Origin of the sequence: Streptomyces sp. NBC_00012, from assembly GCF_045040875.1 — a bacterium.
GTDB lineage: Bacteria > Actinomycetota > Actinomycetes > Streptomycetales > Streptomycetaceae > Streptomyces.
In genome coordinates this window covers 7,283,526-7,308,156 of sequence record NZ_CP108309.1, presented here as the reverse complement: position 1 = coordinate 7,308,156, position 24,631 = coordinate 7,283,526, and the positions used below count along the sequence as shown (strand labels likewise).

Annotated in this window: 12 protein-coding genes; all 12 read left to right on the top strand. The window is 69.0% G+C overall.

Annotation, left to right across the window (positions count from 1 at the left end; translation table 11 throughout):
* The first annotated feature begins 38 nt into the window (after positions 1-38).
* Positions 39-1,439, top strand: coding sequence for a type VII secretion integral membrane protein EccD (gene eccD, locus OHA19_RS33350; protein ID WP_405753337.1), 1,401 nt, complete (start codon positions 39-41; stop codon positions 1,437-1,439).
* Positions 1,440-1,457: 18 nt separating this feature from the next.
* Entirely contained in the window at positions 1,458-3,011 is a 1,554-nt protein-coding gene (eccB, locus tag OHA19_RS33345; protein WP_405710560.1) for a type VII secretion protein EccB, read from the top strand.
* 102 nt (positions 3,012-3,113) lie between these two features.
* Positions 3,114-3,479, top strand: coding sequence for a hypothetical protein (locus tag OHA19_RS33340; RefSeq protein WP_329814344.1), 366 nt, complete (start codon positions 3,114-3,116; stop codon positions 3,477-3,479).
* A gap of 109 nt (positions 3,480-3,588) precedes the next feature.
* Positions 3,589-3,912, top strand: a complete 324-nt coding sequence (locus OHA19_RS33335; protein ID WP_329814345.1) for a WXG100 family type VII secretion target — start codon at positions 3,589-3,591, stop codon at positions 3,910-3,912.
* A gap of 13 nt (positions 3,913-3,925) precedes the next feature.
* Positions 3,926-4,369: a type VII secretion system-associated protein gene (locus OHA19_RS33330; protein ID WP_405710562.1), complete on the top strand. Its 444-nt coding sequence runs from the start codon at positions 3,926-3,928 to the stop codon at positions 4,367-4,369.
* A gap of 166 nt (positions 4,370-4,535) precedes the next feature.
* A complete protein-coding gene (locus tag OHA19_RS33325) occupies positions 4,536-7,178 on the top strand; it encodes an AAWKG family protein (RefSeq protein ID WP_405752583.1) in 2,643 nt (880 codons plus the stop codon).
* Between the two features lie 8 nt (positions 7,179-7,186).
* Positions 7,187-7,681 carry a YbaB/EbfC family nucleoid-associated protein gene (locus OHA19_RS33320; RefSeq protein ID WP_405710566.1) on the top strand — a complete coding sequence of 165 codons (495 nt, stop codon included), beginning with the start codon at positions 7,187-7,189 and terminating at the stop codon, positions 7,679-7,681.
* 7 nt (positions 7,682-7,688) lie between these two features.
* Entirely contained in the window at positions 7,689-8,033 is a 345-nt protein-coding gene (locus OHA19_RS33315) for a hypothetical protein (RefSeq protein WP_405710568.1), read from the top strand.
* A 19-nt stretch (positions 8,034-8,052) separates the two neighbouring features.
* Positions 8,053-20,727 carry a hypothetical protein gene (locus OHA19_RS33310; RefSeq protein ID WP_405752580.1) on the top strand — a complete coding sequence of 4,225 codons (12,675 nt, stop codon included), beginning with the start codon at positions 8,053-8,055 and terminating at the stop codon, positions 20,725-20,727.
* A 65-nt stretch (positions 20,728-20,792) separates the two neighbouring features.
* Positions 20,793-21,410: a type VII secretion system-associated protein gene (locus tag OHA19_RS33305; protein ID WP_405710572.1), complete on the top strand. Its 618-nt coding sequence runs from the start codon at positions 20,793-20,795 to the stop codon at positions 21,408-21,410.
* Positions 21,407-22,873: a hypothetical protein gene (locus OHA19_RS33300; RefSeq protein WP_405752577.1), complete on the top strand. Its 1,467-nt coding sequence runs from the start codon at positions 21,407-21,409 to the stop codon at positions 22,871-22,873. Before OHA19_RS33305 ends, OHA19_RS33300 begins: the two co-directional genes overlap by 4 nt.
* A 132-nt stretch (positions 22,874-23,005) precedes the next feature.
* The gene (gene argG, locus OHA19_RS33295) at positions 23,006-24,454 is read left to right on the top strand and encodes an argininosuccinate synthase (RefSeq protein ID WP_365476827.1); all 1,449 of its coding nucleotides are present in this window, start codon (positions 23,006-23,008) and stop codon (positions 24,452-24,454) included.
* The last annotated feature ends 177 nt before the right edge of the window (positions 24,455-24,631 follow it).

The following is a 24,631-nucleotide window of genomic DNA, read 5'->3' as shown; positions in this document are numbered from 1 at the left end:
TCGCATCCGACAAGTCCCCGAGAACGCGAGCCCTGACCTTGACCGACAGCTCCGTGGCGGGCCTGTGCCGCCTCACCATACGTGCCCCCGAAAAGACCATTGACCTTGCGGTGCCCGCCGATGTCCCGGTGGCCGATCTCCTTCCCACCGTGCTGCGTTACGCGGGTGAGGAACTGGAGGAGAACGGCCTGGACCACAGCGGCTGGGTGCTGCAACGGCTGGGCGGACCGGCCCTGGACGACGAGGGAACCCTGGAGACCCTGGGCCTCAAGGACGGCGAGGTGCTGTATCTGCGCCCGCACACCGACGCCCTGCCCGAAGTACGGCTGGACGACCTGGTCGACGGCATCGCCAGTGTGGTGCGCGACCGGCTGCAGGGCTGGAACGCCGATTCCAGCAGGCGGCTGCTGCGCGCCCTGTGCGTGCTGACACTGCTGGCCGGACTGGCCCTGCTGGCCTGGCCGGGGGGCCCGGTCGGTGTACGTGCCGCCGGGGCGGGCGCGGTGGGGGCGCTGTTGCTGGCCGGGGCCGCCTCGGCGAGCCGCGCGGTGGGCGACGCGGCGGCCGCCTCGGTGTTCGGGTCGATGGCGAGTCCGTATCTGGCGCTGGCGGGCTGGCTGCTGCCGGGTGGCGATCTGGGCGGCCCCGACGTGCATCAGGTGCTCGGCGCACGGCTGTTGGCTGCGGGGGCCGCCGGTGCCGGCGGTGCGGTGCTGGGGCTCGCGCTCGCGGCCGTGTCCGTGCCGTTCTTCCTGGCGACGGCGGTGTTCTGGTGCGCCGTCGCGCTGGGCGGGGCGCTCGCCGGGCCCGCCGGTCTGACGATGGACGGTGCGGCGACGGTGCTCGCCGCGCTGGCCGTGGTGCTGGGCGGTTTCGTACCGGCTCTGGCGTTCAAGCTGGCGGGGATGCGGATGCCGGCGCTGCCGACCAACTCCCAGCAGTTGCAGGAGGGCATCGAGCCCTACGCCGGTGGTGACGTGACCACCCGTACGGAACTGGCGAGCGGCTGGATGACCGCGCTCTACGGAGCGGCGGGCACCGTCTGCGCGGCCTGTCTCCTGGTGCTGGCCGACGGCCCGAACCTGCCGGAGACCCTCACCGCTTCGGTGCTCTCGCTGCTTCTGCTGCTGCACGGACGCGGCATGGTCAATGTGCCGCAGCGTCTCGCGCTGCTGCTGCCCGGGGTCTGGGGTGCGCTGCTGCTGACCGTGGCGCTGGCCGCGTCCCTGTCTCCCGACGAGCGGCCGCTGCTGGTGGCGGGGCTGGTGGCCTGTACCGCACTGCTGGCGATCGTGTCGTGGACGGTGCCGGGGCGGCGGCTGGTGCCGTACTGGGGCCGCGCGGCCGAACTGCTGCACTCGGCACTGGCGATCAGCCTGCTGCCGCTCGCGCTCTGGGTGCTCGGCGTGTTCGCCGCACTCCGGGCGATCAACGGCTGACCCGGAAGGTATTGCCACATGCAGTCCAAGCGTGACCAGGTCCAGGCCCACACCTTCGTGATGGGCCGGCTGACCTCGGGGATGCTGCTCGCCGACCCGGACGCCCCGGAGAGCCCGCTGGGGCGGACCACTCGCGGGGTGCTGATCGGTGTGGTGATCACCGTGCTGGTGGCCGCCGGTTCACTGGTGTACGGCTTCATGTCCCCCGGTGGCAACGACGCGTGGCGGGCGTCGGGGACCCTGGTGGTGAACCGGGACACGGGAGCCCGTTACGTGTACGTGGCGGGCCGGCTGCGTCCGGTGCGCAACTACGCCTCCGCGCTGCTCGTCGGCGACGGCAAACTGAAGTCCGAGGATGTGAGCACCGCGTCGCTGAAGGGCACGGCGGTGGGCGCCCCGGTCGGGATACCGGGCGCGCCGGACTCCGTACCGGGCGTGGCGGACCTGGAGAAGGATCCGTGGCAGGTGTGCTCGGTGCTCGCCTCGGAGGCCGGCGCGGAAGACTCCGGCGGCTCCGCGCATCCGACCGGTGCCTTCACCGCGCTGGTGGCCGGTGCGCCCGTCGAAGGGCGGGGCATGGGTGCGGGGCAGGGTCTGGTGGTGTCGGGTCCGGACCGGGCACGGTATCTGGTCTGGCAGGGCAGCCGGTTGCGGCTGGACCGGAGCGGGAACGCCGCGGTGTCGCTGGGGTACGGGTCGGTGACGCCCCGGCCGGTGTCCGCCGCGTTCCTGGACGCGTTGGTGCAGGGTCCGGATCTGGTTCCGCCCGCCGTGCCCGGCCGCGGTGGGGCGGGGCCGTCGTTGGGCGGGCGTCCCTCGAAGCTCGGGCAGGTGTTCCAGTCGCGTACGCCGGGGGCGACGCGCCAGTACTACCTGCTGCGCAAGGAGGGCCTGGTGCCACTGACGGAGACCGGGGCCGCGCTGGCCCTGGGTTCCGCCGAGACCAAGGACGACGCGTACGGCGGTGCGGCGCCCGCCGCGGCGGTGATCGGTGCGGCCGAGGTGAAGGCCCGGCTGGCACCCGGCACGGAGGGCAGCGAGCCCGTTCCGGCCGGCCTGCCGCGGACGCCGCCGCGCGCCGAGCCCGTACCGGCGGGCTGGGCGGCCTGTGCCCGGGTACGGCCCGACCGCGGGGACGGCACGCGGGTGACCGGTGCGCTGGTTCCGCTCACCGCGCTGCCCCCGGCCTCCGCGGCATCGCCCGAGAACATCGCCCCGGCCTGTCTGCCAGTGGACGCGACGGTCGTACGGCCGGGGCACGGCGCGCTGGTCAAGGCGCTCGGCGCGGGCGGCACCGATGTCGGCTCCACCACCTACTTCGTCGCCGACAACGGGGTGAAGTACCGGCTGCTCTCCCAGGCGGCGCAGAAGGCGCTGGGGTACGACGGTGCCTCGGCCCAGGCACTTCCGTCCCCGCTCCTGGCGATGCTGCCGTCCGGCCCCGATCTGAGCCCGGAAGCGGCCACGGCGGGACGCACCGTGGGCACGACGGCACCCTCGTGCCCGCAGGTGGCGGGGGAAACGGGCGGCCGTGAGGACAACGGGACCTTGCCGTCGGGTAAAAGAAGTTGACTGATCCTCAGGAAAAGCTCAGATGCGGCCAACGATCATTGAGCACGCCACGGATCTGATCATAGGATCACGGCCATCCAGCAGTTGAGCATGGGAGACACCGTGGCAGACGCAGACGCGCAGGCGGGACCGGGCGGCAACCTCCAGCAGTCGAGCGAGAGCTCGACCCGGAACGGCATTCAGGCACTTGAGGCCGCCTACAGCGGAATCCTCAAGTCCCGCCAGGACGTCGACGACACCCGCAACAACCTGAGCAAGGGCTACCAGGGCAGCGACGGCGGCCAGTACGGGGTCCTGCTGAAGCAGTGGGACGACCAGGTCAACATCATCCTCCGCAACCTGGAGGACATGGTCGACAAGCTCAACACGAGCCTGGTGGAGCACGGCAAGACGCAGGGATCGTCCAACGACGCGATCAACCAGGCCTACAGCGCCTCGCAGAAGGCGTTCGACGACCTCATGGCGTAGGACCGCCCCGGACGGCGTCATCGCACCGTCCATCCCGCCGGCCGTCCGGCACCCCTCGCCGCCCCTGCGGCGAGGCATCCTTCCCAGGCAGCGAAGCGAGGTCTCCCCGATGCCCGACAACCTGACAGACGGCTACATCCTGGTCGACTACGGCCACATGAACAACGCCGGCGACGACATGGTCCGCCAGACCCAGGCGATCGCCCGGACGCTCGCGTCCCTGGAGGCGGAGCTCGCCGAGCTGCGCAAGACGTGGTACGGCTCCGACGCCGACACCTACCGTCAGAAGCAGGCCGCCTGGGACCAGGCGGTGCGGAACATGGAGACGCTGCTGAATTCGCACGCGGCCCTGCTGACCGACATCTCGGGCAACTACAAGTACAGCGAGAACTCGCTGTCGCAGATGTGGTCCGAGATCTCCATCGGCCGCTGAGCGAGGGCATCCGATGGCCGATCTGACCCACCTCGACGGCAAGACCCTCAAGTCGTTCGCGGAGAACGACGTCACGGATTTCCAGACGGCACTGGACAAGATCCGCAAGGACGATCCCAACGGCCTCAAGGCGCTCAAGAGCATCCTCGACGGACGCACCTCGCCCACCACGCTCCAGCAGGACCCGGCGCTGGCCATCGGCCTGCTGGGGACGGACGACAGTGTGCACGGCCAGTCCCTGGTGAAGGCGGTCAAGGCGGCGGCGGGTTCGGTCGACGACATCTTCGAGAATCAGCAGACGCTCTTCAAACACATCAAGAGCGACCTGCTGACGACCATCGAGAAACTGCTCAGCACCCAGGGCAAGAGCCTCGAATCGATCGACGGTGCCGCGCTGCTCGACATCTTCTCGGACGTGGACAAGGACCTGAGCCCGACCACCACGACCGGCGCCTGAGAGGCTGCCGGGCGACCTCCGACAGCCTCTGCCCCGGCCTCCCCCTCGGGGGCGGCCCGTCCCCGGCGATCGCCCGGGCCGCTCCCGGCGGTCCGGGCCGACCCTTCTCCGTACAGACTCCACTCCGCCCGCCCCGACCCTCTTCCTCGCCTCCGGAGCGTTCCGCATGTCGACCCCGACTTCACAGAGCTACGACGCCGACGACTACTGGGGGCAGGCCGTCACCAAGCTGACCGGCTATCCGATGCCCAGCCGGAAGGGCCTGTTCACCGGCCTGAGCAGCAAGGAGAAGAGCCCGCTCTTCCGGATGAGCCTGGACAAGATCGGTGTCCAGTCGGTGGTGAACGCGGCGACGCAGGGATCGCTGAAGAGCTCGGGCCAGGACTACGACCTGTACTTCTACTCCAACAGGAACGGCCACGTGGAGATGTACCACGCCCGGCTGGTCTTCATCGGCTCCTTCATGTCGGAGAACGGGCGCAGCCGGGGGCTGGAGGCCAACGAGTCCCTGAGCGGTGGCAAGTACAAGGGAAAGTACGGCGACGACTTCGACATCGGCCCCCTGGGGCAGTACATGGGAGGGCCGGGGGCGGCGCTGGGCGCTCTGATCGGCTCGAAGACCACGCAGGGCGCTTCCTTCAACGGCGCCTCGGTTCCGGACGCCAACGTGGTGGATCTCAATTCCTTCCAGAACACCGCTCAGGCCTTCGACCGGGCCGCCCAGTTCTTCGTGGACCAGACGGAGATCCTCGCGGCGTGGGAGAAGTCGCTGGGAAGCGAGCAGTCCTCCTGGAAGGGCCAGGCAGCGGGAATTTTCTGGCAGCTGGTCCATCAGCTCCACGGAAACTACGACAACTACAAGGAGCAGCTCGGCGCGGGCGGCACGTTCGACGCCGTCGGGGAACCCGCGTTCACTCCGAAGTCCAATCATTCCAAACAGCTGATGGCGGCCCAGCAGACGCTGCTGACCCAGGGGAAGTCCCTGCAGACGGCGTGGAACGCGTGGATGGGGCGCAACGAGCACGACCCGCACTACTTCCTGATCAAGGTCCTGGACGACATCCTGACCTGGCTGACGGCGCACAACATCCCGTTCATCTCTGCGACGACCACCCAGGGGAACGTCATCAACCCCAACTCCACCACGACGTACTCCACCAAGGACGGTTTCCAGGAAGCCCACCCGAGCTACGGCGACCTGACCGACATCCAGAACTGGGCCAAGGTGGGCGAGGAAGCCGTACGGCAGTGGAACGAGTTCATCGAAACGCCCCACCCGGACATCGCGGGGCTCGAACTCGGCCTGAACGGAACGGCGCAGCAGGTGCTGTCCGACCTCAACAACAACTGGATCGACGCCACCACGCCGTTCGAGTCGCCGCTCACCACCAAGAACACCGGGTCGCTGACGGAGTTCTACACCAAGGAGAAGACCGACAAGGCCAAGGAGGACGCGGACAAGAACAGCAAGGATCTCAACACGGCGCTGGACAACCTCAACAAGGGCATCGGTGACATGGGGAACAACGTCACCAAGTCCCTGAACGACTTCGGGGGCGGCGGGCCCGGCGGCATCAAGGACCTGCTCGGCAACAACGAGACGAAGGATCTCAACCCCGGGTCGGGCAACGGTCTCGACGACAAGCTCGGCAAGGACCTGACCAGCGATCTCAACAACATCGACAAGCCGGGCAACGAGGACTTGACCCAGGGCAACGGGAACTCCACGCACACCGGCCCGTTGAATCCGCTGCTCCCCCCGCCCAAGCTCCCCGGCAACACGGTCCTGGGGCCCGGCGGCGGGACCACCTCCCTCGACAAGAACCGCAGCCTGGTCACGACGTACCCCAATGGCGACCGGGTCACGTACGACCCGAAGACCGGCAAGTACACCGTCACCCCCCACCAGGGGAAGACCACGGTGCAGGACCTCAACCCGGGCCAGAGCGTGACCAACCCGGACGGCAGTGTCACCAAGCTGAACAAGGACGGCACACTCACCACCACGTTCAAGGACGGCAGCCGGCAGGTCGTCGATCCGGAGACCGGCAAGGTCACCACCATCGACAAGAACGGCAAGGAGACGGTCAGCGACCTCAACCCCAAAACCGAGCTCGAGTGGCCGCCGAACCGCAACAACCACCTCCCTCCGCCGCCGACCCATCAGGACCTCAACCAGGACCTCAACAGGGACCTCAACCGTGACCTCAACAGGGATTTCCGGAGCGACCTCGACCGGGATCTCAACTCCCTCGGCGGGAACTCCCACACCTCGTTGAACGACTCCACCTCGGGCGGCGGTCAGAACCGGTCCGGCGGGGGCGACTACGAGGAGTACGACAGCACGTTCCACCCGGGCGGAACGCTCGGTGCGCCGCCCGGCACCTCGGACACCCTGTCGACAGGCACGGGGACGGGCACGGGCACGGGCGCGTCGTCGGACGGCTCCACCCCGCTCAACCCCATGATGCCGATGGGCGGCATGGGCGGGATGGGAGGGATGGGCGCCGGCGGGCAGGCGGGCGGTTCGTCGGGCGAACGCGTCCGCAACGTCCTGACGGAGAGCAGCCCCGGTACTCGCGGCGGGACGTCGCGTACGGGCGGCCGACGCGGCGCCGACGAGGAGCGCAGCGCCCGCAGGACCCGCACCGCCACCAGCTCCACGGCCGTCGCAGGCGGGGCTGCGGGCGGCACCCAGGGCGGGCAGGCGACCGGCAGCGGTGAGCGCGACCGGGTGCACTGGGTGGCCGAGGACGAGGACGTGTGGGGCGCGGAGGAGGGCGGCACGCCCACGGTGATCGGACGGTGAGCGGCGCGATGAACGAGGCGTCGGAGGACTCGGGACGCGGCGAGGTCTCGCCGTACGCCCGGTCCGTGGAGGCGCGGCTCGCCGCGGCGATGGCCGAGCTGGAGGCCACCGAGAAGGGCGTGGCGAAGGCCGAGGCCGAACTCCGGCAGGCGACACGCACCGTACGGTCGGCGGACCGGTCGGTGGAGGTGACGGTCGGGCCCCAGGGCGAGCTGACCGCGCTGCGCTTCCTGGAACAGAAGTACCGGACCATGTCGCCGGGTGAACTGTCCGGGGCGGTGCTGGAGGCATTCGGGCGGGCCCGCGCGGAGATGGCCCGGCAGGTGATGGAGACCTTCGAGCCGTTCACCCGGCCGAGCACCGGGGCACCCGAGTTGACGGGTGTGGACATCGACTGGGCGCGGATATTCGGGCCCGAGGTGCTCCAGGACCCGGACGAGCGGGCCCGGCAGGACTCGGGACGTCGGCTGCGTGACGAGATCGACGAGGACGAGGAGCGCTGAACACAGCATGAGCGACGGTTACTACGCCGAACCCGCCCGTATCCAGGCCGGGTTGCGGCAGATGTTCTCGATCAGCACCTCGATCGGCTCGATGGTGGACGACTTCGTCATGGATGTGCGGGCGACGAGCGACTGGCCGGGCCAGGACGACAGCTTCGCCAAGGAGGTCATCCCGCAGGAACAGAAGGAGCGGGAGAGCAGCAGCGGGACCGCGATCGCCCTGTCCGACGCGGTGAACGGCGTGGCACACGGGACCTCGGTCAACCTGGCCTCGATCAAGTCCAACCAGAACAACATCCTGGACGCCATCCGCGACCACCGGATCAAGCCCAACACCAGCGGAAAGCGCTGACGGCAGAGAGCACGGCCCCATGTCGATCAAGGCGACGCCCGAGCTGAACAATCTGCTGTTCGTCCTCATCGGCGAACGGCTGTTGCAGGCTGACGAAGACCTGGCGTACGCCAGCCGGCGGCCGTACCACCGGCTCGCCGACCGTCTCACCGACCTGTCCGGTGAGATCGAGCAGTCGGTCGTCGGGATCAGCAGGTCGCTCCCGCCCAAGGTGGGCGCGAACTACCTCCAGTCGATGAAGCTCTTCATCGACAACGGGGGTACCAACCATCTCCGGGACTTCTCCGACCAGCTGAAGACCATCGGTGACGGGCGCACCGAGACGTCGATGAACATCACCGAGTCCAAGTGGCAGATCATCGCCGAGCTGATCCGGCTGATGATCGAGCTGCTGATCATCGCTGTGCTGGCGTTCTTCTCGGGCGGGGCCTCGGCGAGCGACACCGCAGTGGCGAAGGCGCGCAGCCGGGTGGTGCTGCTGACGGTGCTGGACACACTGCTGCAGCGTACGCATCTGATGCCGAGCCTGAGCGAGGCGTTCCAGGAGGCGTTCCAGACCTTCGCGGTGCGTCTCGCCATGATGCTGGCGGGGCCCGACGGGCGACGGCCCAAGGGTTTCGACTGGAAGGCCATCGCGCAGGACGGTGTCTTCGGCGCGTTCGCGGGGTTCTTCCACGGTGTGTTCTCGTCCGGGCTCGGCAAGCTGCTCAAGAATTTCACGGGCTCGGGCCCGGTCAAGAACCTCACCAAGGACGTGACCGACAAGGCTCCTCGGCCGAAGACCTTCTCCGCGAAGAACCTGGGCAACACCGCACTGAACGACACAAAGGACTTCCTGACCTCCGGTGGCTCGGAGGCCGTCGCAGAGGTCGTGGCCGGTGGCCTCATGACCGGGAACTGGACGACCAGCTGGGACACCTTCCTGGGATCGGGGATCAGCAGCAAGGCCGAGTCCCTGCTCGGGAGCGGCGCGTCCAAGCCCGGTACCTGGGTGAAGAACAATTTCGCCGGGACGAACGTGCCGACGTCGAGCCAGGCGGACGACGAAGGCACGGGGACGAAGTCCGGGAACGGAACGGACTCCGGTGCCGGAAGCGGGAGCGGAGCCGGCAGCGGGAGCGGGAACACGAGCACGACGGGGAAGGGATCGACGACCGGGACCGGCGGGGCCTCGGGAGGCGGGAAGAACAACAGCACGACGAACGGCTCCGGTTCCCAGGACCAGACGGACTCGACCGAACAGACGGGGCAGAAGGAACAGCCCGAACAGACGGGGAACAACGACGAGGAGACCGGACCCGAGTCGACGTCCCCGTCGAAGGGCACCACGGGCCCGTCCGGACCGGCCACCAAGGGGTCGGTCAACACCTCCAGCAACGCCGACAACACCGACAGCACGAACAATACGGTCGACACAGACGCCACAGACGCCACGGACGAGGAGACCCAGCAGCCCTCCGACGAGCGCACGGTGCCCCCCACGGGATCCGATGCGCACACCGGTCCGTCCCACACGTCCAACACCCCCCACACCGGCAACAACTCCTCCGACAACGCGCGCGGCGGCCCGATCCGGAACAACGTCCCCGACACATCGCAGGACGAGCAGACGCCGAACGCGCAGTCGGACACGGAGAACGGTTCGGACCAGGACCCGAAGAACGGTTCGGACCGGAGTTCCGAGCACGACTCGGAGAAGGAGCCCGCAGCACCGACCACGCCGACGGACGCGGAGAACGACGACCCGGAGAACGACACCGAGCCCAGCACGGGCCTGCTCACCGAGGACGGCACCTCCGACACCGACGCGTCCCTGTCCGAAACGCAGGCCCCGTCCCAGTCGCAGGCCACCCCCCACGCCGTCACGGTGCCGGAGCATCAGCTGTGGACGCGGCTCCTCGGCACCCCCGGCAACCCGCCGCAGCAGCTGCTCGACGAGATCGCCGCCCACCGTCGGGGGAACGCGCCGTCACCACAGGAGATCGACCTCCGCAGAGAGCTGCACGAGAAGCTGAACGGTGCCGGGGGCGGTGTCACGATCTACGTCGACGACGCGGCCAACTTCGGCCATCAGGCTGCCGCCACGATGCTGATGGACTCCCTCGACGAACTGGGCTACAAGGGGCCCATCACCGCGATCGCTCCCGAGAGCGTCCAGCAGAAACTCAAGCTCCTGCTGAGTGACGACCTCAATGCCCGCGTCAACTGGCAGACCCGGACGTTCGACCCGCACCAGCGTGCGACCGACCCCCGGGCGTCCGGGAAGCCGGGGGCCCAAGGCCTGGTCATGGTCGCGGCGAGTGACCGGCTCGACGACGACGCAGAGGCGGCGGAGCGGTTCCTGAACTTCCTGGGAACCGACCGGGCGATCGTACTCAAGCCCTATGCCTGGGACACCTCGCACCGCTATCTGTACAGCAGGCCGTCCGCGAACGACGCAGTCGAGATCAGGGATCTGGAGAGCACCGAGCCGTCCGAGGACGCGGGAAACGCCCTGGCTTCGGACGCTCTGTTCAACTTCCACACCCCGCTCCTCACCCTGGACGAGCTCACGGACCTGATCGACCGACGCGTCACCGACCCGGCCGTAGCCGCCGGACTCAAAGCGGTCGCCCGTGCCGTTCACGAGAACGGCACCGAGGTCATGCCGGTCTACGGCCTGCACAACGTGACCGACTCGGGCCGGGTGTCGGCGCTCAGCTCCCTGGCCGCCGGGATCACCAGGGCCGGGATCGACAAGCCATCCGTGATTCTGTCGTTCGGCCGCACCACGGTCGACTTCGCCCCCGCCCACACCGATGCTCACCTGAGCCGGACCGAGATCGACGCCGGCGACCTCGACCAGCAACTCGCCCGGCTCGGGCCGGGCGACGTCCTCATCGTGCAGTCTCCGGGCCTCCCCCAGGACGTGTTCCGGCAGGTCTTCCAGCTCGGCACGCTTCCGGCGGTGCTGGAAGGCGCCAACACCACGAACCTGATGCAGTTGCTGGGCCGCCCGTATTTCTCGGCCCTGACCCATCACACCCCGTACGACAGGCTCGACCCGGTCGCGGCAGATCATCTCGGCCAGGTGACCAAGGCCATCACCCACCCCAGCCAGTGGGGCCGCAAGGCCGCGAAGCTGACGAGCGAGCAGCCGACGCCCGAATGGGAGGCGTTCAACAACGTGCGCATGGCCCAGTCCGTGATGCCGTCGCTGCCCCAGGACGGGGAAGGACGAGTCCTGACGCGGGACGAGATGAACCGCCTCCTGGCGAAGGGGGTGCTGAGCACCAAGGACCTGGAGTCGCTGCTCGGTGACGGCGACGACGTCAAGGCCGTGGTGAAGGACCCGTACACCGGCCTCGGAGTGACCATCACCAAGGATCAGTACGCCTCGGTCCTGACCCGGCTGCAGAAACGCCGGGACGAGCATGTCGTCAAGGTCCGCAGCACCATGGACCTCTTGTCCGTCGTTCCGGAGGAGAGTGCGACCGAGGTCATCGCGGAGGCCATCGGTGAGCTGATGCGGCCCGGCTCCCGGCTGCACACCTATTTCGGGAACCTCCGGGCCAAGGCACACGAACCACACAACGACCAGACGCTGCAGGCCCTTCGTCTGGCCCTCACCGATCGTCCGGCGTTGCCCCGGACCGAGTCTCTCGACCATGACGAGAGCCACGAAGACGACGAATCGCAGGAAGAGCCGCGCTGGCGGACCGACTGGGACCGGCGGGAGGAGTCCGACGACGAATCCGACGACGACCGTTCATCGAGCTCCGGCAGCATCCGGACGCGGACCGTCAGCCGGCAGGAGAGCACGGCCGAGGAGCAGAGCGAGGACGAGGGCGGGGAATCCAGGGCCACGGTTTCCCCGGCCGAGATCGCCGACGACGGCTCCGAAATCGACGTCAGTCTGGGCCTGTTCGGCGACACCACCACCACGCCAAAATCCGACGACGAATCCGAAATCGACATCAGCCTCGGCCTGTTCGGCGACACCACCACCACGCCAAAATCCGACGACGAATCCGAAATCGACATCAGCCTCGGCCTCTTCGGCGACACCACCACCACGCCGAAAACCGACGACGAATCCGAAATCGACATCAGCCTCGGCCTCTTCGGCGACACCACCACCGAGTCGGTGTCGGAGATCTCCCCGGCCGTCGATACAGCCGCCGTCAGTTCCGCCACGCCACCTCCCCGGCTCCTGCTCAGGTCCGCCCGCTCGGCCGGTGACCACACAGTCGACTCGGACGAAATCGTCCGGCAGACGGTCGCGAACGACACATCCGACTCGTCGGTCCTGGCCTCGTACACGCAGGCGGACTGGGCGCAGCGGAGTGGGCGTTTCAACACCGTCATCGCCTCCACGACCTTCCAGGACCACCATCACCAGGAATCGTCCATGTACCGCCGGCCGCGCCGACTGCCCTGGGGCGGCCAGAAGGTGTCCTTCTTCGCGGCGCACGGCACTCCCACACGGGTGACGCTGACGCGGGAGGACGGGACGACCGTGGTGATCAGCGGCCGGGAGCTCGGTCGCTACCTGGAGCACTCCGCCGACCTCGGTCCGAAGGACCGTCCCATCGTGCTGTACGCCTGCTCCACCGGCGCCTCACCCACGCACGGCGGGCTGTCCGTCGCCCAGCACGTCGCCAATGTGACGGGCCGGCCGGTGTACGCACCCACCACGACGGCGGGTACGGCGATCGGCTCCGATCAGCAGATACGCCCGGTGCTCTTCCGGGACAGCGACGAGAACCCCGGTCACTGGATCTCCTACGCTCCCGAGCCGGCCGGCGCCGAACTCACCGCGCTCGCCCGCACAGCCGGACTGCATCCTCCGGCGGACACCACGAACACCTCGGACGCCGCAGGCGTCGGGAACTCCACCGGAGCCACGCCCTCCGAGGACGCCCCCGACGTCTGGGCCACGATGCGCACGCTCCAGCTGGTGCGCACCCTGCGCGGCACCTTCGGTACGCAGATCGCGCAGTCCCCCGATCACGACTCGTTGCTGGCGGCACTCGGCGCACTGGACAAGGAACGTTTCGGCGGTAACGACAGCGTCTGGGAGCCGTACCGTGACGGGCGGATGACACCCGATCTGCTGCGCCGCATCACCGAAGGTCTGTCAGGGACCGACACCCCGGGCCTGAACCGGTACTCCGCTCTGTTCGACCGGGTCGGCGAGGCATCCGCCGAGACCGGACCGGCCGCCGCCGAGCGGCAGGACGACCTCCGCTCCCCATCCCACGACATCACGCAGGACGCGCTCGACCCGCCGCAGACACAACAAGAATCACAACAGGCGAACCAGCAAGAGAACCAGCCGCTGGTACCGGCGTCCCCCACGCAGACCAACACCTCCGCCGACGCCGTCCAGCTCGTCGTGGCCGAGCTCGCCGAACAGCGCCCGGCCACCGTCGACAACCAGATGGTGGTGGCACCGCGCGAGGGCGCGGTCCAGCAGTTCCCGGGCGGCCTGAGCCTTCCCACGTACATCACCGGAGACGGCAGGAACGCCGATTCGGCCTTCACCTACGGTGAGAGCCAGGTGATCCAGCGCGGTGTCGACAACGTGCTCACCCGTATAGCCACCTCGGCACTTCCCGTCCCTGCCAGACGCCCCGGTGCCGTCGGGAACAACCCGCTCGGCGAACTGGAACAGGCCCTGAAGCAGATGCCCCATCTGTTCCACGGGGACGGCTGGCTCTCCACCCCGTTCAAGGACACCACCGGACGCGTCCGCCAGCTGCGGGTCTCCCAGCGCCCGCAGGCCCCCTGGTCCGTGATCACCAACGAGAAGGGCGCGCCGATCACGCTGGACCCGGTCAAGGTGGACCAGATCCATCGCAGTCAGATCACCTCCGGGAAGTCCGAGACGGCCAGTTCTTCGCGGCAGTTCGGCGTGTCCGTCCCGCTCGGCCCACCGATCGGCCCGGCGAACATGTTCGGGCGGGTGGGCCTCACCCTGGGCTTCACGAAGTCCGTCGACTTCAACCTCCAGGACCAGACCCTGAGCCAGGTCGAGAGCCGTCACTCCGACGAATCGCATCTGTACCTGGGCGATGTGATGTACACCGTCGAGTTGACGGACCCGGCGCCCGAGAAGCACGGGAAACTGAAGAGGATCACCGAGCGGTTCAACCGGCCGGGGACCCGACCCGCGGTACAGACCCAGGACGGGTCGGCCGCCAGGATCACGTTCGGTGTGAAGGACGGGCTGTTGCTGCGTCTCCCCGACAACTTGACCGCCGAACACAACCGTGAGCACGCGCCTCATGAGATGACGCTCAACGAGCACAGTGACTACCGCACGGTGCACACCGAGGGATACGGCTCCGTCGCGGACATCCACACATGGGCGGTGGGCAACGCCGGAGCCGTCGTCGGATCGGCGATGCACGCGGAGATCACCCGGTTCTTCAGCTCGGAGAACTTCATCCGGACCGCGGACCGGATGACGCACGGTCCGGTCACCAGCCAACCCCTGTTCACGGATTCCGGCGAACCCGCCGGCGTCTTCGTCGTGGACAAGATCGTGCCGGGCAGGGCCACCCACCTCTCGGGAACGACCGCGGCCGAACTGCGGAACGCGATTCAGCGGGTCATCAAGAACGACCGCAGTACGTCCACCGCGTACAGCCAGGACCTCCAGTTCACCGTCGGCCCCAGCTTCTCCTTCGACGAGTACGCGACAAGCGCGGTCCAGCCACGCGTGCAGGCGGCGGGCTTCGCGCAGTTCGGCAACCGCTCCACTCGGACCACCGGATTCGGCGGTTCGGGCAGCCGCAAGATCGTCGGACGTGCCAAGAAGGTCCGCACCGAGCTGTACCTCGTGGAGAAGGAGGTCCACGTCCGCAGATCCGGGGGGAAAGGCAGCCAGACGTTCACCGTGCGGACCCTCGACCGGATGACCCGCGCGGAGGCGCGCCGCCTCGCCGGATGGGACGACGGCACGACCCTGCGCACCCGCTCGGCCCAGCTCTCGGCCGGCAATACCTCCGTGGCCGAGGGGAGCAACAACAACAGCGACGTCATCACGTCCGTGACTCCCCACACGGGCGAGCCGCTGCCTCCGGTCTATCTGCCCGAGGACCGTCCGACACTGCTCGGCATGGCGAGGCTGGAGGCGTTCCTTCCCGACAGCGACAACGGCAACGACGACCGCAACGACGAGGAGGGCAACGAGGAGGGCAACGAGGAGGACGCCGCCCAGGGCGCGTCCACGACGCCCGCGCCCCCGCCCCCCGCCTCGTTCCTCACCGAGCTGACGAACAGTGTGATCGCGGCCGTCGCCGAACAGCACCCCGGTCTCGTCGCCCCGCTCGCCGACTTCACGGATCCTGCGGACAAGACGAAGGGATGGCGGGGCAGGAACCACTTCAACGCCGCCCTGCAGAACACCCTGAGTGTCATGGACGCCCTCAGCCATCACAGCGTGGCGGGACAACTGGAGTCCTTCGCCGCCGACGGGCTGCGTATCCGGCTGGTCGACATCACCGGAACCAAGCGGAAATACCGCTGGATCCAGGTCAAGGGCGACCTGACCGGACGCCGCTACGAGGGCACACGCAACGAGCTGATCCTTCGAAGCAGCACACCCGGCACTCAGCGACTGGACAGCTCCGGCACGGTCTCCCACACCAGGGAGTTCGGGATCGACGTCGGAGTATCGGCGCGCGAGAGCAACGCCGACTCCTTCAAGCAGCCGATCAACAGCGGTGTGCTCACCCCGGCGGGCCGGTTCGCCTGGCAGAAGGCCCGGAAGACCGGCTCCGGTGCCACGGTTTCGTACGAACCCCTGCACGCCACGTCGGGCCCGTCCCATGTGTTCAGCTACCAGCTGTCGGTGACCGTCACCAGCGGTGGGTACTGGCGGTTCCGCGAACCGCTGCGGTTCCTCGGCGTGCTCGGTACGGGGCTCTCCGTCGGGCGCAATGCGGAGACCGACCTCATCGGCGGCACGGCACGCCGTCCGGCGGTGACCGGGCGGATCCTGCTCGACGTTCCCGATGAGCACATTCCACCGAACCCGCTGAACCCGCAGCAGAACCAGGAACAGGGCCAGGAACAGGAACAGGAACAGGAACAGAATCCGAGCCGTCCCGCCCCCGTCCCCACCCTCCTGAGCACCAAGGAGGTCCAGGATCTGCTGGACGGTGACACGGACGACACGGCGGAAACGGACGAGAACACGAACAGTGGCGCGGGCGCCGACGGCGACGCCGACGTCCACGAACTCACGGAACTGCCCGGCCCTCTGACTCCGTTCGACGATCTGCCCCACCAGGTCATCGCCGTCGCCGGCAGCTCCGAGCTGAGCCAGGCTGTCGAGACGACACTCAAGGACGGCTCCGGCAACGCCTGGCAGTTCAGCCTGTACGGAGCCGCACCGCACGATGCGGTGATACGTCAGTTCCAGCCGCAGGTCCTCGCATCGTTCCTGGACCAGTCGGTCACCCGCGCGGGCATGCGCATGGTCGAGTTGTTCGGCGCCGGCCCGTACGTCAATCGGATCGGCCGGCTCGTCCACCGGGTCTCGTTCCGGAATCCGGTCGTGCAGTCGAAACCCGTAGCGGTGGAGACCGAGTTGACGCTCGGTGCCGAGACCCAGGTCTCCCATGCGAAGACATCGGTCACGGTGGCCAAGCTGAATCTCGGATTCGCCTACGCGCGCAGCCACGACCAGGGGCCTTCACTGGTCGGTACGTACGGACTGATCCTGAACGGGGCTTGGGCCAAGGGCCGCACCGCGACGGTCACGAACACGGTCTCGGTGGAGAACGACCGGGACGACGAGAACCTCAAATACCTGGTCACCGCCGACATCCAGCACGAGGTCGGCTTCACGACAAAGTCCAACGGGCTGGCCGGCCCCCTGCGCACACTGCTGCCGATACTGAACTCGCACTACGCGGGATTCAAGCTGAACGTACCCGGCGGATGGCTCGGCCACATCCCGGAGAAAACCGCACACCGTCTCGGACTGGTCGGCCAGGGGCTTCCTCCTGTCCCCCTCTACAAGGAGAACTCCTGGTCACCTGCGCCCTGGCTGAAGGACACACCGTTCGGTTCGTTCCCGGTCAACTCCCTGGACTCCTCCCGGGCCGCGCGGGACTTCGCCGAACTCCTCAAGTCGCAGGGGGTCGACGACGCCGGGCGGGACCACATCCTGGACCTGGTGTCGCCGCGCGCACTGCTCGCCCTCCGGCAGCAGATGGCCGCCGCCCGGAGCGGGGTCACAGCGGTGACCCGCACCGCCTGGACCAAGCTCGGCCAGGTGTCCATCGGCTCGCAGCGTGCCACGGTGCGCATCGAACTCACGCAGGAGAAGACCGAGTTCGACGGGATCGATCACAGCGTCACGTTCCAGGAGACGCTGGGCATGACCGAGACCGTGGAAGTGAACGGCGTCAAGGCCGTCACCACGACAACCGGTTTCTCCGTCACCGAAGCGGTGCGGACCCAGAACACCGCCGCCCCCACCGCCGGGCCGAGCCTCTCCGAGTCGCTCGCCGTCACCCAGCAGAAGACGGTCACCACGTCGGCGAGCCGTATGAAGAACTACACGTTCTACCCCAACGAGCCGTTCGCCGACTTCCTCACCACGTACCGGCTCCGCATGGTGCTGGTGAACTCCGACGGAACGGAACTCACGTCGGGGGACCTCCCGATCGGCACACTGCGGGAGCAGCTGCCGCTCAGCCTGGCCATGCCGGACATGAACGACGACGCCGTGCAGCACAACGTCGCGTCCTCGACCCAGCACAACGTCGCGTCCTCGACCCAGCAGAACACCTCGGTCTCGCAGCAGGAGATCACCGTCGAGGAAACACAGCCGCTGGAGAACACCGACAGCAATCCGCTGGAGGAGCAGGACCCGGCTCCCCGGATCACGCTCCGGCGGCCCGGACAGCTCACGACCGAGGACATCGAGAACTGGCGGCGAGAGGGTGGGACGGAGGTGTTCACCATGCCCTCCAACGGCTTCATGCCCCGCCGGATCGCCGGCACCGACACGGCGCTGGACGCCGCGCACCTCGCCATGGCCAAGGCGTTCAACACCAAGCTCCCGCACCTGCCCAAGTCCACCGGCCCCGTGGAGCTCACCGGCCCTCAGTTGACGGAGGCCGCGGCCAAGGCCCGGAGGTCGGGCCTCGCCCCCCAGGGACTGGCCTCGGGGCAGGCCCTGGCCGACGGGCTCGCGAGCACCCAGACGTCAGCCTTCTTCGCCAACACCGCGACGTCCAACGGCTATCTGGCGGCCACGATGCACGATGCCGGTATCGCCCTGGACACCCAGGGCAGCTACCGGCTCTTCTCCCGCCCCCAGCTGAATCAGGCGGTACTGCTGAGCGTGGCCGCGGATGCCACGATGGAGAGCCCCGAGCGGCAGACAGCGAGTTCGGACGTATCGATCACGGAGACGGGCGGGCAGAGCACGACGCTCGGAGCGTCCGTCGGCACATCCGTACCGTCGGTCGGCACCGTCTCGCCCGCGCCGACGGGCAGCGGGGGGAACACCGGCGAGTCCGGGACCCTCAAGATCGCCTCGGCCGACGGCACCCAGCAGAACATCAAGCCCAAGACGGGCCGGGCGTTGCTGTTCTCGATTCCCACGGACTGGCTGGGCGAGGCAACGATCGCCCACGGCAAGCTCGCCAGTGTCTTCGTCCAGGGAAGCAAGTCGCAGGTCGTCGAGTACCGGACCAATGTCATGGCCTGGGTACGGGAGGACGTGGCCCGCGAACTCGGACTGATCGACGACACGACCTTCCCTGCCGATGTCACCGCCGCCTGGACAGCGGTGGCCGCGGCGAGCAAGGCATGGGTGGACGCGGACAAGGCGTACTGGAAGGTCCGGCGCGCAGCCACCGAGTCGACGGGGGACGATCAGGCCGCAGCCGAGCGGCTGGAACAGATGGAGCAGCTGGCCGCCCGCTCGCGCGACGCGATGCGGGAGTTCCGCCGGGTGCGGGCGGAGACGGATCGCCTCACCCAGTGGTTCCACAGCGCACCGCGCCGCGGCCCCCAGCCTCCCCCGGTGGAGTTCACGGCCCCCGGGTCGCCGAGCCCTGAGACCCCCAAATTCACCGTCCCGGACACGACGCAGGACTCCTCCGACGCCGTGCAGACGCTCGTCTCCCCGGAGGGTGACACCTACACGCTGCAGGACGTGCCCAAGGACGGCGCCGCCTTCTTCCACGCGCTCGGGACAGGACTCCGACACACCGGCACACCGTTGCCGGTCCCGGACGGCAACTCCGAGAACACCGCGACATCCCCCGCCGGGCTGCTCGGACGGATGACAGACACCCTGACGAACGACTCGGGCGATCTGCTGGACTTCACGACCCCGGACCTCCTCGACACATTCGACCCGCAGGAGCTGGACGGCGGCGGCCCCACGTTCACCGAAGGGTCTCCCGAGGCCCGCGAGTTCGCGGATCCCGCACGCACCCTGCCGCTGTACGCGCGGCTGTCGCCCGACGAGCGCAGGGCACTCGCGCTGGCGCAGCTGCGGCGCCCCGGCGACTCACCCGACGACACCGGCTGGGACCACGGGGCCGCGGACCTGCTGCCCGCGCTCGCCGCCCGGACCTTCGGCGTCAGGGTGACGGTCGTCCGGGACGACGGCACGTTCCAGGATTTCGATCCCGGTACCGCCGACGAGCCCACGCGTCGTGTCGTGCTGTACCTGAAGGACCGCCACTACCAGGCGGCACTGTCCCCTGTGCTCACGGAGTCCGAGTCGGACACGGAGGACGACAGCTCAGGAGAGAACAGCTCAAGGGACGACGACCAGCACAACGACCAACAGGACAACGGCGAACAGGACAACCAACACGACGAGCAACAGAACAACCAGCAGAACAACCATCAGGACGACCAGCACGACAACGGGCACAACGACACGAACATGCCGGTGTCCGAGACCACCACGGACAACGACAGCGACGCGTCGGAGTCCGGCTACTTCGCGGACGTCGAGTCGAGCGCCCCGTCGCACACGCAGCAGGACACACTCCGATCACCAACACCCCACCCCGTCGTCGAGCCCACCGCCGACGACGTGGAGGAGGACCCTTCGGAGACGGACTACTACGCGGACAGCGAGTCGAGCACGCCCCCGCGGGCGCGACGGCGCGCACCCCGACGGTCCGCATCCCGGCCGTTCGTCGAACCGACCACGAACCGCGGCCGGAACCCTTCGGAGACGAGCTACTACGCGGACAGCGAGTCGAGCACCCCGCCACGGACACGGCAGCACACGCCTCAGCGGTCCCCGTCCCCATCCGTGGTCGAGCCCGCCACGGACGAGGCATCGGCACCGCCGCTTCCCCCCGCGGCCACAAGCGACGCCGACAACACCGAAGGGGACTCGGACAATTCCTCCGCCGACGTCCTCGCCCGTGTCCTCGACGACCACGGGGTGCGGGACATCGTCGTACGGCAGGTGAATCTGCGCCCTCTCAATGACCCGCTCAAATCCGCGATGGCCTCGCTGGACCTCGCACCCCAGGGGCTGTCCATGCGTGCCTTGGAGCTGACCGACATTCAGATGCTGAGAGTGCTCGCCCACCACCGTCATCTGTCCCCGGAGGCAGTACAGGAACTGCTCAAGTACCCGCCGTACGCGGCGATCCTCCAGCACGACGACGAGGATGCTCAGGCGTCGGCACCCATCACCACGACGTCATGACGGACACGAACCGAGGCACACAGATGCAGCACACCGACGGGCCGGCCGGTAAGGAACTTCCGCCCGTGCCCGACCACATCCGCGAAGCCGCGCGGGAGGCGCCGGACCACTGGATCGGCGTCGTCGACCCCGCCTGGACGGACGATGCCGCCCCGCCGCCCTGGGCAGTGGCCGGGGAGTGGCGGTCCGGGCTCGACGGCGAGGTCGTGGAGTGGCAGTCCAACGACGACTACCGGCCGTCCCCGATCGCCCTGGGCTGGCCCGAGCCGACCGATCCGGTCGATGCCGCCGTGCAGCTGGCCGTCACCGGGTACGGCCCGCTGAGCGATGCCGTCGAGGCGCTGGCAGGCGCGGAGGCGGCGGTGCTTCGGGCACCGGACGGAGGCCCGTTGACAGTCGCCGGTGCCGACGGTTCACCCGCGATCCCGCTCTTCACCGCCGTGCCCCACCAGCCGTTCGAGGGCGCCCTGGCGCACGACACGGTCGCCGTCGCCGATCTGGTGCGCGGCCTCGCAACGGACCAGGTACGCCTCTCGGTCAACCCGGCAGGCCCGGCACGCATCCTGCTGGACGCGCGTCAGGTACTCGACGCCGTCCGGCCCACCGTCCCCACACCTGCCACCGCTTCCACCGATTCGCCCCACCAGCTCCCCACCAGTCCCGTCACCCAGAGGACCCCATGACCACGTCCAGGAACGAAGAAACCGCGGCCGCCTCCGAGCCGGAGCCCCACGCCACCTCGGAGGCCGCCACGGGCGAGACCTCGGTACGGACCGCTCGCGCGGCGTCCGGCGAGGGCAGTGGCACGGCGGGGGCGGCGGAGCCGTTCGCCGCTCCGGAAGAGACGGCCGGAGCGGCGCCGAAGAAGCCCGCCGAGGCATCCGGCGAGGCGTCCGGCGAGGTGTCTTCCACGGAGGAGAAGGGCGCCGCGCCCGTACCCGCGGGAGCGGCGACACGAAGCTCCGGGGCGGCGGCACAACCCGGGCGGAAGAATGCGCAGGAAGAAGAGACGGAGAGCGGGGGCGCCACCACCGCCACCGGGGGCGCGACCACCACTGCCACCGCCGAGGGCGGGGCCGCGACCGCCGAGGCAGAAGCGGAGGCGGAGGCCACCGCGACCATGACCGCCACCACCACGGCCGACGCTCCCGAGAAGACGGGGCGTCCGAACAAGGCGCTCCTCGCGGGCGCCGCCATCGCCGGTGTCCTGCTGGTGACGGTCCCCTTCCTGGTACATGTCGGAGGTGGCAACGACGGCAAGCGCTCGGCAGGCGGCGGCGAGGCCCCCGGCACCATGCTGGGTTCCGGCAAGGGGGACATACCCGGCGCATTCGCGTCCGCGGCGCCCTCCCCCCGCAAGGTCGACGGCAAGCAGGTTCCGGGCGGCAAGGACAGCGAGAACACCAAGGGCGGCGGCCCTTTCGCCGACGGCGCGCACGGCTCCACCCCGCTCAACGAGGGCGGCGGCTCCACGGGCGGGAGCACCGCGCACGGCGACAACTCCGCGCGGAAGTCCGGTGACGGCACGAAGACCACGGCCGGGAAGACCACGACGAACAAGACCGGCACGGGCGGCGCGGCGGGCGGTTCGGGCGCCACCACGGAGAAGTCCGCCCCCCAGTCGACCGTGGTCTACACCGGCGTCGCCGGTCCCGGCTGCGCCACTCCGGCCGGTGGCGGTTACCAGCAGGACGGCTACTTCTCCGACGGCAGCGCCGGCTGGTACACCCGGTCGTCCGGCGGCTGGTCGGGCAACGGCTGCAACGGCCGCTACGTCGCCGTCCCCATGTCCGGGGACACCGGCGTCGACGCGAAGAGCCGCGTCAAGTGGTGGTGGAAGCCCGGCACCCAGGCTCGCACCTGCCAGATCTCGGTATACATCCCGAACAGCAACACCTCGCTGTACGTGGGCGGGCACCCCACGAAGTACCACGTGCTGGTGAACGCCAACGACCGCTCGACCATGTACAGCAGCTTCACGATCAACCAGGTCGCCCACCGCGGCCAGTGGGTCGACGCGGGCACCTTCGCCCTGAAGGGCTCCACGATCGGGGTGAAGCTGCTCGACCGTGGCGACGACTGGTCCAAGGGGTGGGAGAAGGCGCACCACGCCGCCGCCCAGATAAAGGTCACCTGCCGCTCCTGACGATCCGCCGCTCCGGGCGGCGTGTCGCTTCGGGCGGTGGATCACGGCGGGCCGGCCCCGGCCGGGGCCGGCCCGCCGTGATCCACGACGCCGGATGTTGCATGATCATGCGAAGCGGTGCATAATCTTGCCATGTCCAAAGTCCTCACCTCACTCCCCACCGGCGAGCGCGTCGGCATCGCCTTCTCCGGCGGGCTCGACACCTCCGTAGCCGTCGCCTGGATGCGCGACAAGGGCGCCGTCCCCTGCACGTACACCGCCGACATCGGCCAGTACGACGAGCCCGACATCGCGTCCGTGCCCGGCCGCGCCTCCGCGTACGGCGCCGAGATCACCCGGCTCGTCGACTGCCGTGCCGCCCTGGTCGAGGAAGGGCTTGCGGCGCTGTCCTGCGGCGCGTTCCACATCAGGTCGGGCGGCCGTCCGTACTTCAACACCACGCCGCTGGGGCGCGCCGTGACCGGCACGCTGCTGGTACGGGCCATGCTCGAGGACGGGGTGCAGATCTGGGGCGACGGCTCCACGTTCAAGGGCAACGACATCGAGCGGTTCTACCGCTACGGCCTGCTCGCCAACCCCCACCTGCGGATCTACAAGCCCTGGCTCGACGCGGACTTCGTCACGGAGCTGGGCGGCCGCAAGGAGATGTCCGAGTGGCTGCTCGCACACGGGCTGCCGTACCGGGACTCGACGGAGAAGGCGTACTCCACGGACGCCAACATCTGGGGCGCCACGCACGAGGCCAAGACCCTGGAGCACCTCGACACCGGCGTCGAGACGGTCGACCCGATCATGGGCGTGCGGTTCTGGGACCCGTCGGTCGAGATCGCCACCGAGGACGTCACCGTCGGATTCGACCAGGGCCGCCCGGTCACCGTCAACGGCAAGGAATTCGCCTCCCCGGTCGACCTGGTCATGGAGGCCAACGCGATCGGCGGCCGCCACGGTCTCGGCATGTCCGACCAGATCGAGAACCGGATCATCGAGGCCAAGAGCCGCGGCATCTACGAGGCCCCCGGCATGGCGCTGCTGCACATCGCCTACGAGCGCCTGGTCAACGCGATCCACAACGAGGACACCCTGGCCGCCTATCACAACGAGGGCCGGCGACTCGGCCGGCTGATGTACGAGGGCCGCTGGCTGGACCCGCAGGCGCTGATGATCCGCGAGTCGCTCCAGCGCTGGGTCGGCGCGGCCGTCACCGGCGAGGTGACGCTGCGGCTGCGGCGCGGCGAGGACTACTCGATCCTCGACACCACGGGCCCGGCGTTCAGCTACCACCCTGACAAGCTCTCCATGGAGCGGACCGAGGACTCGGCGTTCGGCCCCGTGGACCGGATCGGCCAGCTCACCATGCGGAACCTGGACATCGCCGACTCCCGTGCCCGGCTGGAGCAGTACGCGGGCCTGGGCCTGGTCGGCGGCGGCCACCCGACGCCGATCGGCGCCGCACAGGCCGCCTCGACCGGTCTGATCGGCGCCATGGACCAGGGCGGCGCCCAGGCGATCGCCTCCCGGGGCGAGGCCACGGACGAGGAGACGATGCTGGACCGCGCCGCGATGGAGTCCGGCACCGACTGACACCGGACCCCGGCCACCGGCCGCACGTATCCGGGCAGCGGGCCCCGGCGGATTCCCTTCCGCCGGGGCCCGTCGGCGTACGGCGAGCGGACACACGCTCCTGATGCCATGTCCCGGCAGGACCGAAGCGGCTTCCACGTCACCGGTGGTTCACCCGCCGCTGATGAGGTGATCCCC

Excerpts from the sequence above, each read along its gene's own strand:
- OHA19_RS33320 (WP_405710566.1), top strand. The coding sequence starts at position 7,187 with ATGAACGAGGCGTCGGAGGACTCGGGACGCGGCGAGGTCTCGCCGTAC.
- eccB (WP_405710560.1), top strand. The coding sequence starts at position 1,458 with ATGCAGTCCAAGCGTGACCAGGTCCAGGCCCACACCTTCGTGATGGGC.
- OHA19_RS33300 (WP_405752577.1), top strand. The coding sequence starts at position 21,407 with ATGACCACGTCCAGGAACGAAGAAACCGCGGCCGCCTCCGAGCCGGAG.
- argG (WP_365476827.1), top strand. The coding sequence starts at position 23,006 with ATGTCCAAAGTCCTCACCTCACTCCCCACCGGCGAGCGCGTCGGCATC.
- OHA19_RS33325 (WP_405752583.1), top strand. The coding sequence starts at position 4,536 with ATGTCGACCCCGACTTCACAGAGCTACGACGCCGACGACTACTGGGGG.
- OHA19_RS33330 (WP_405710562.1), top strand. The coding sequence starts at position 3,926 with ATGGCCGATCTGACCCACCTCGACGGCAAGACCCTCAAGTCGTTCGCG.
- OHA19_RS33315 (WP_405710568.1), top strand. The coding sequence starts at position 7,689 with ATGAGCGACGGTTACTACGCCGAACCCGCCCGTATCCAGGCCGGGTTG.
- OHA19_RS33310 (WP_405752580.1), top strand. The coding sequence starts at position 8,053 with ATGTCGATCAAGGCGACGCCCGAGCTGAACAATCTGCTGTTCGTCCTC.
- OHA19_RS33335 (WP_329814345.1), top strand. The coding sequence starts at position 3,589 with ATGCCCGACAACCTGACAGACGGCTACATCCTGGTCGACTACGGCCAC.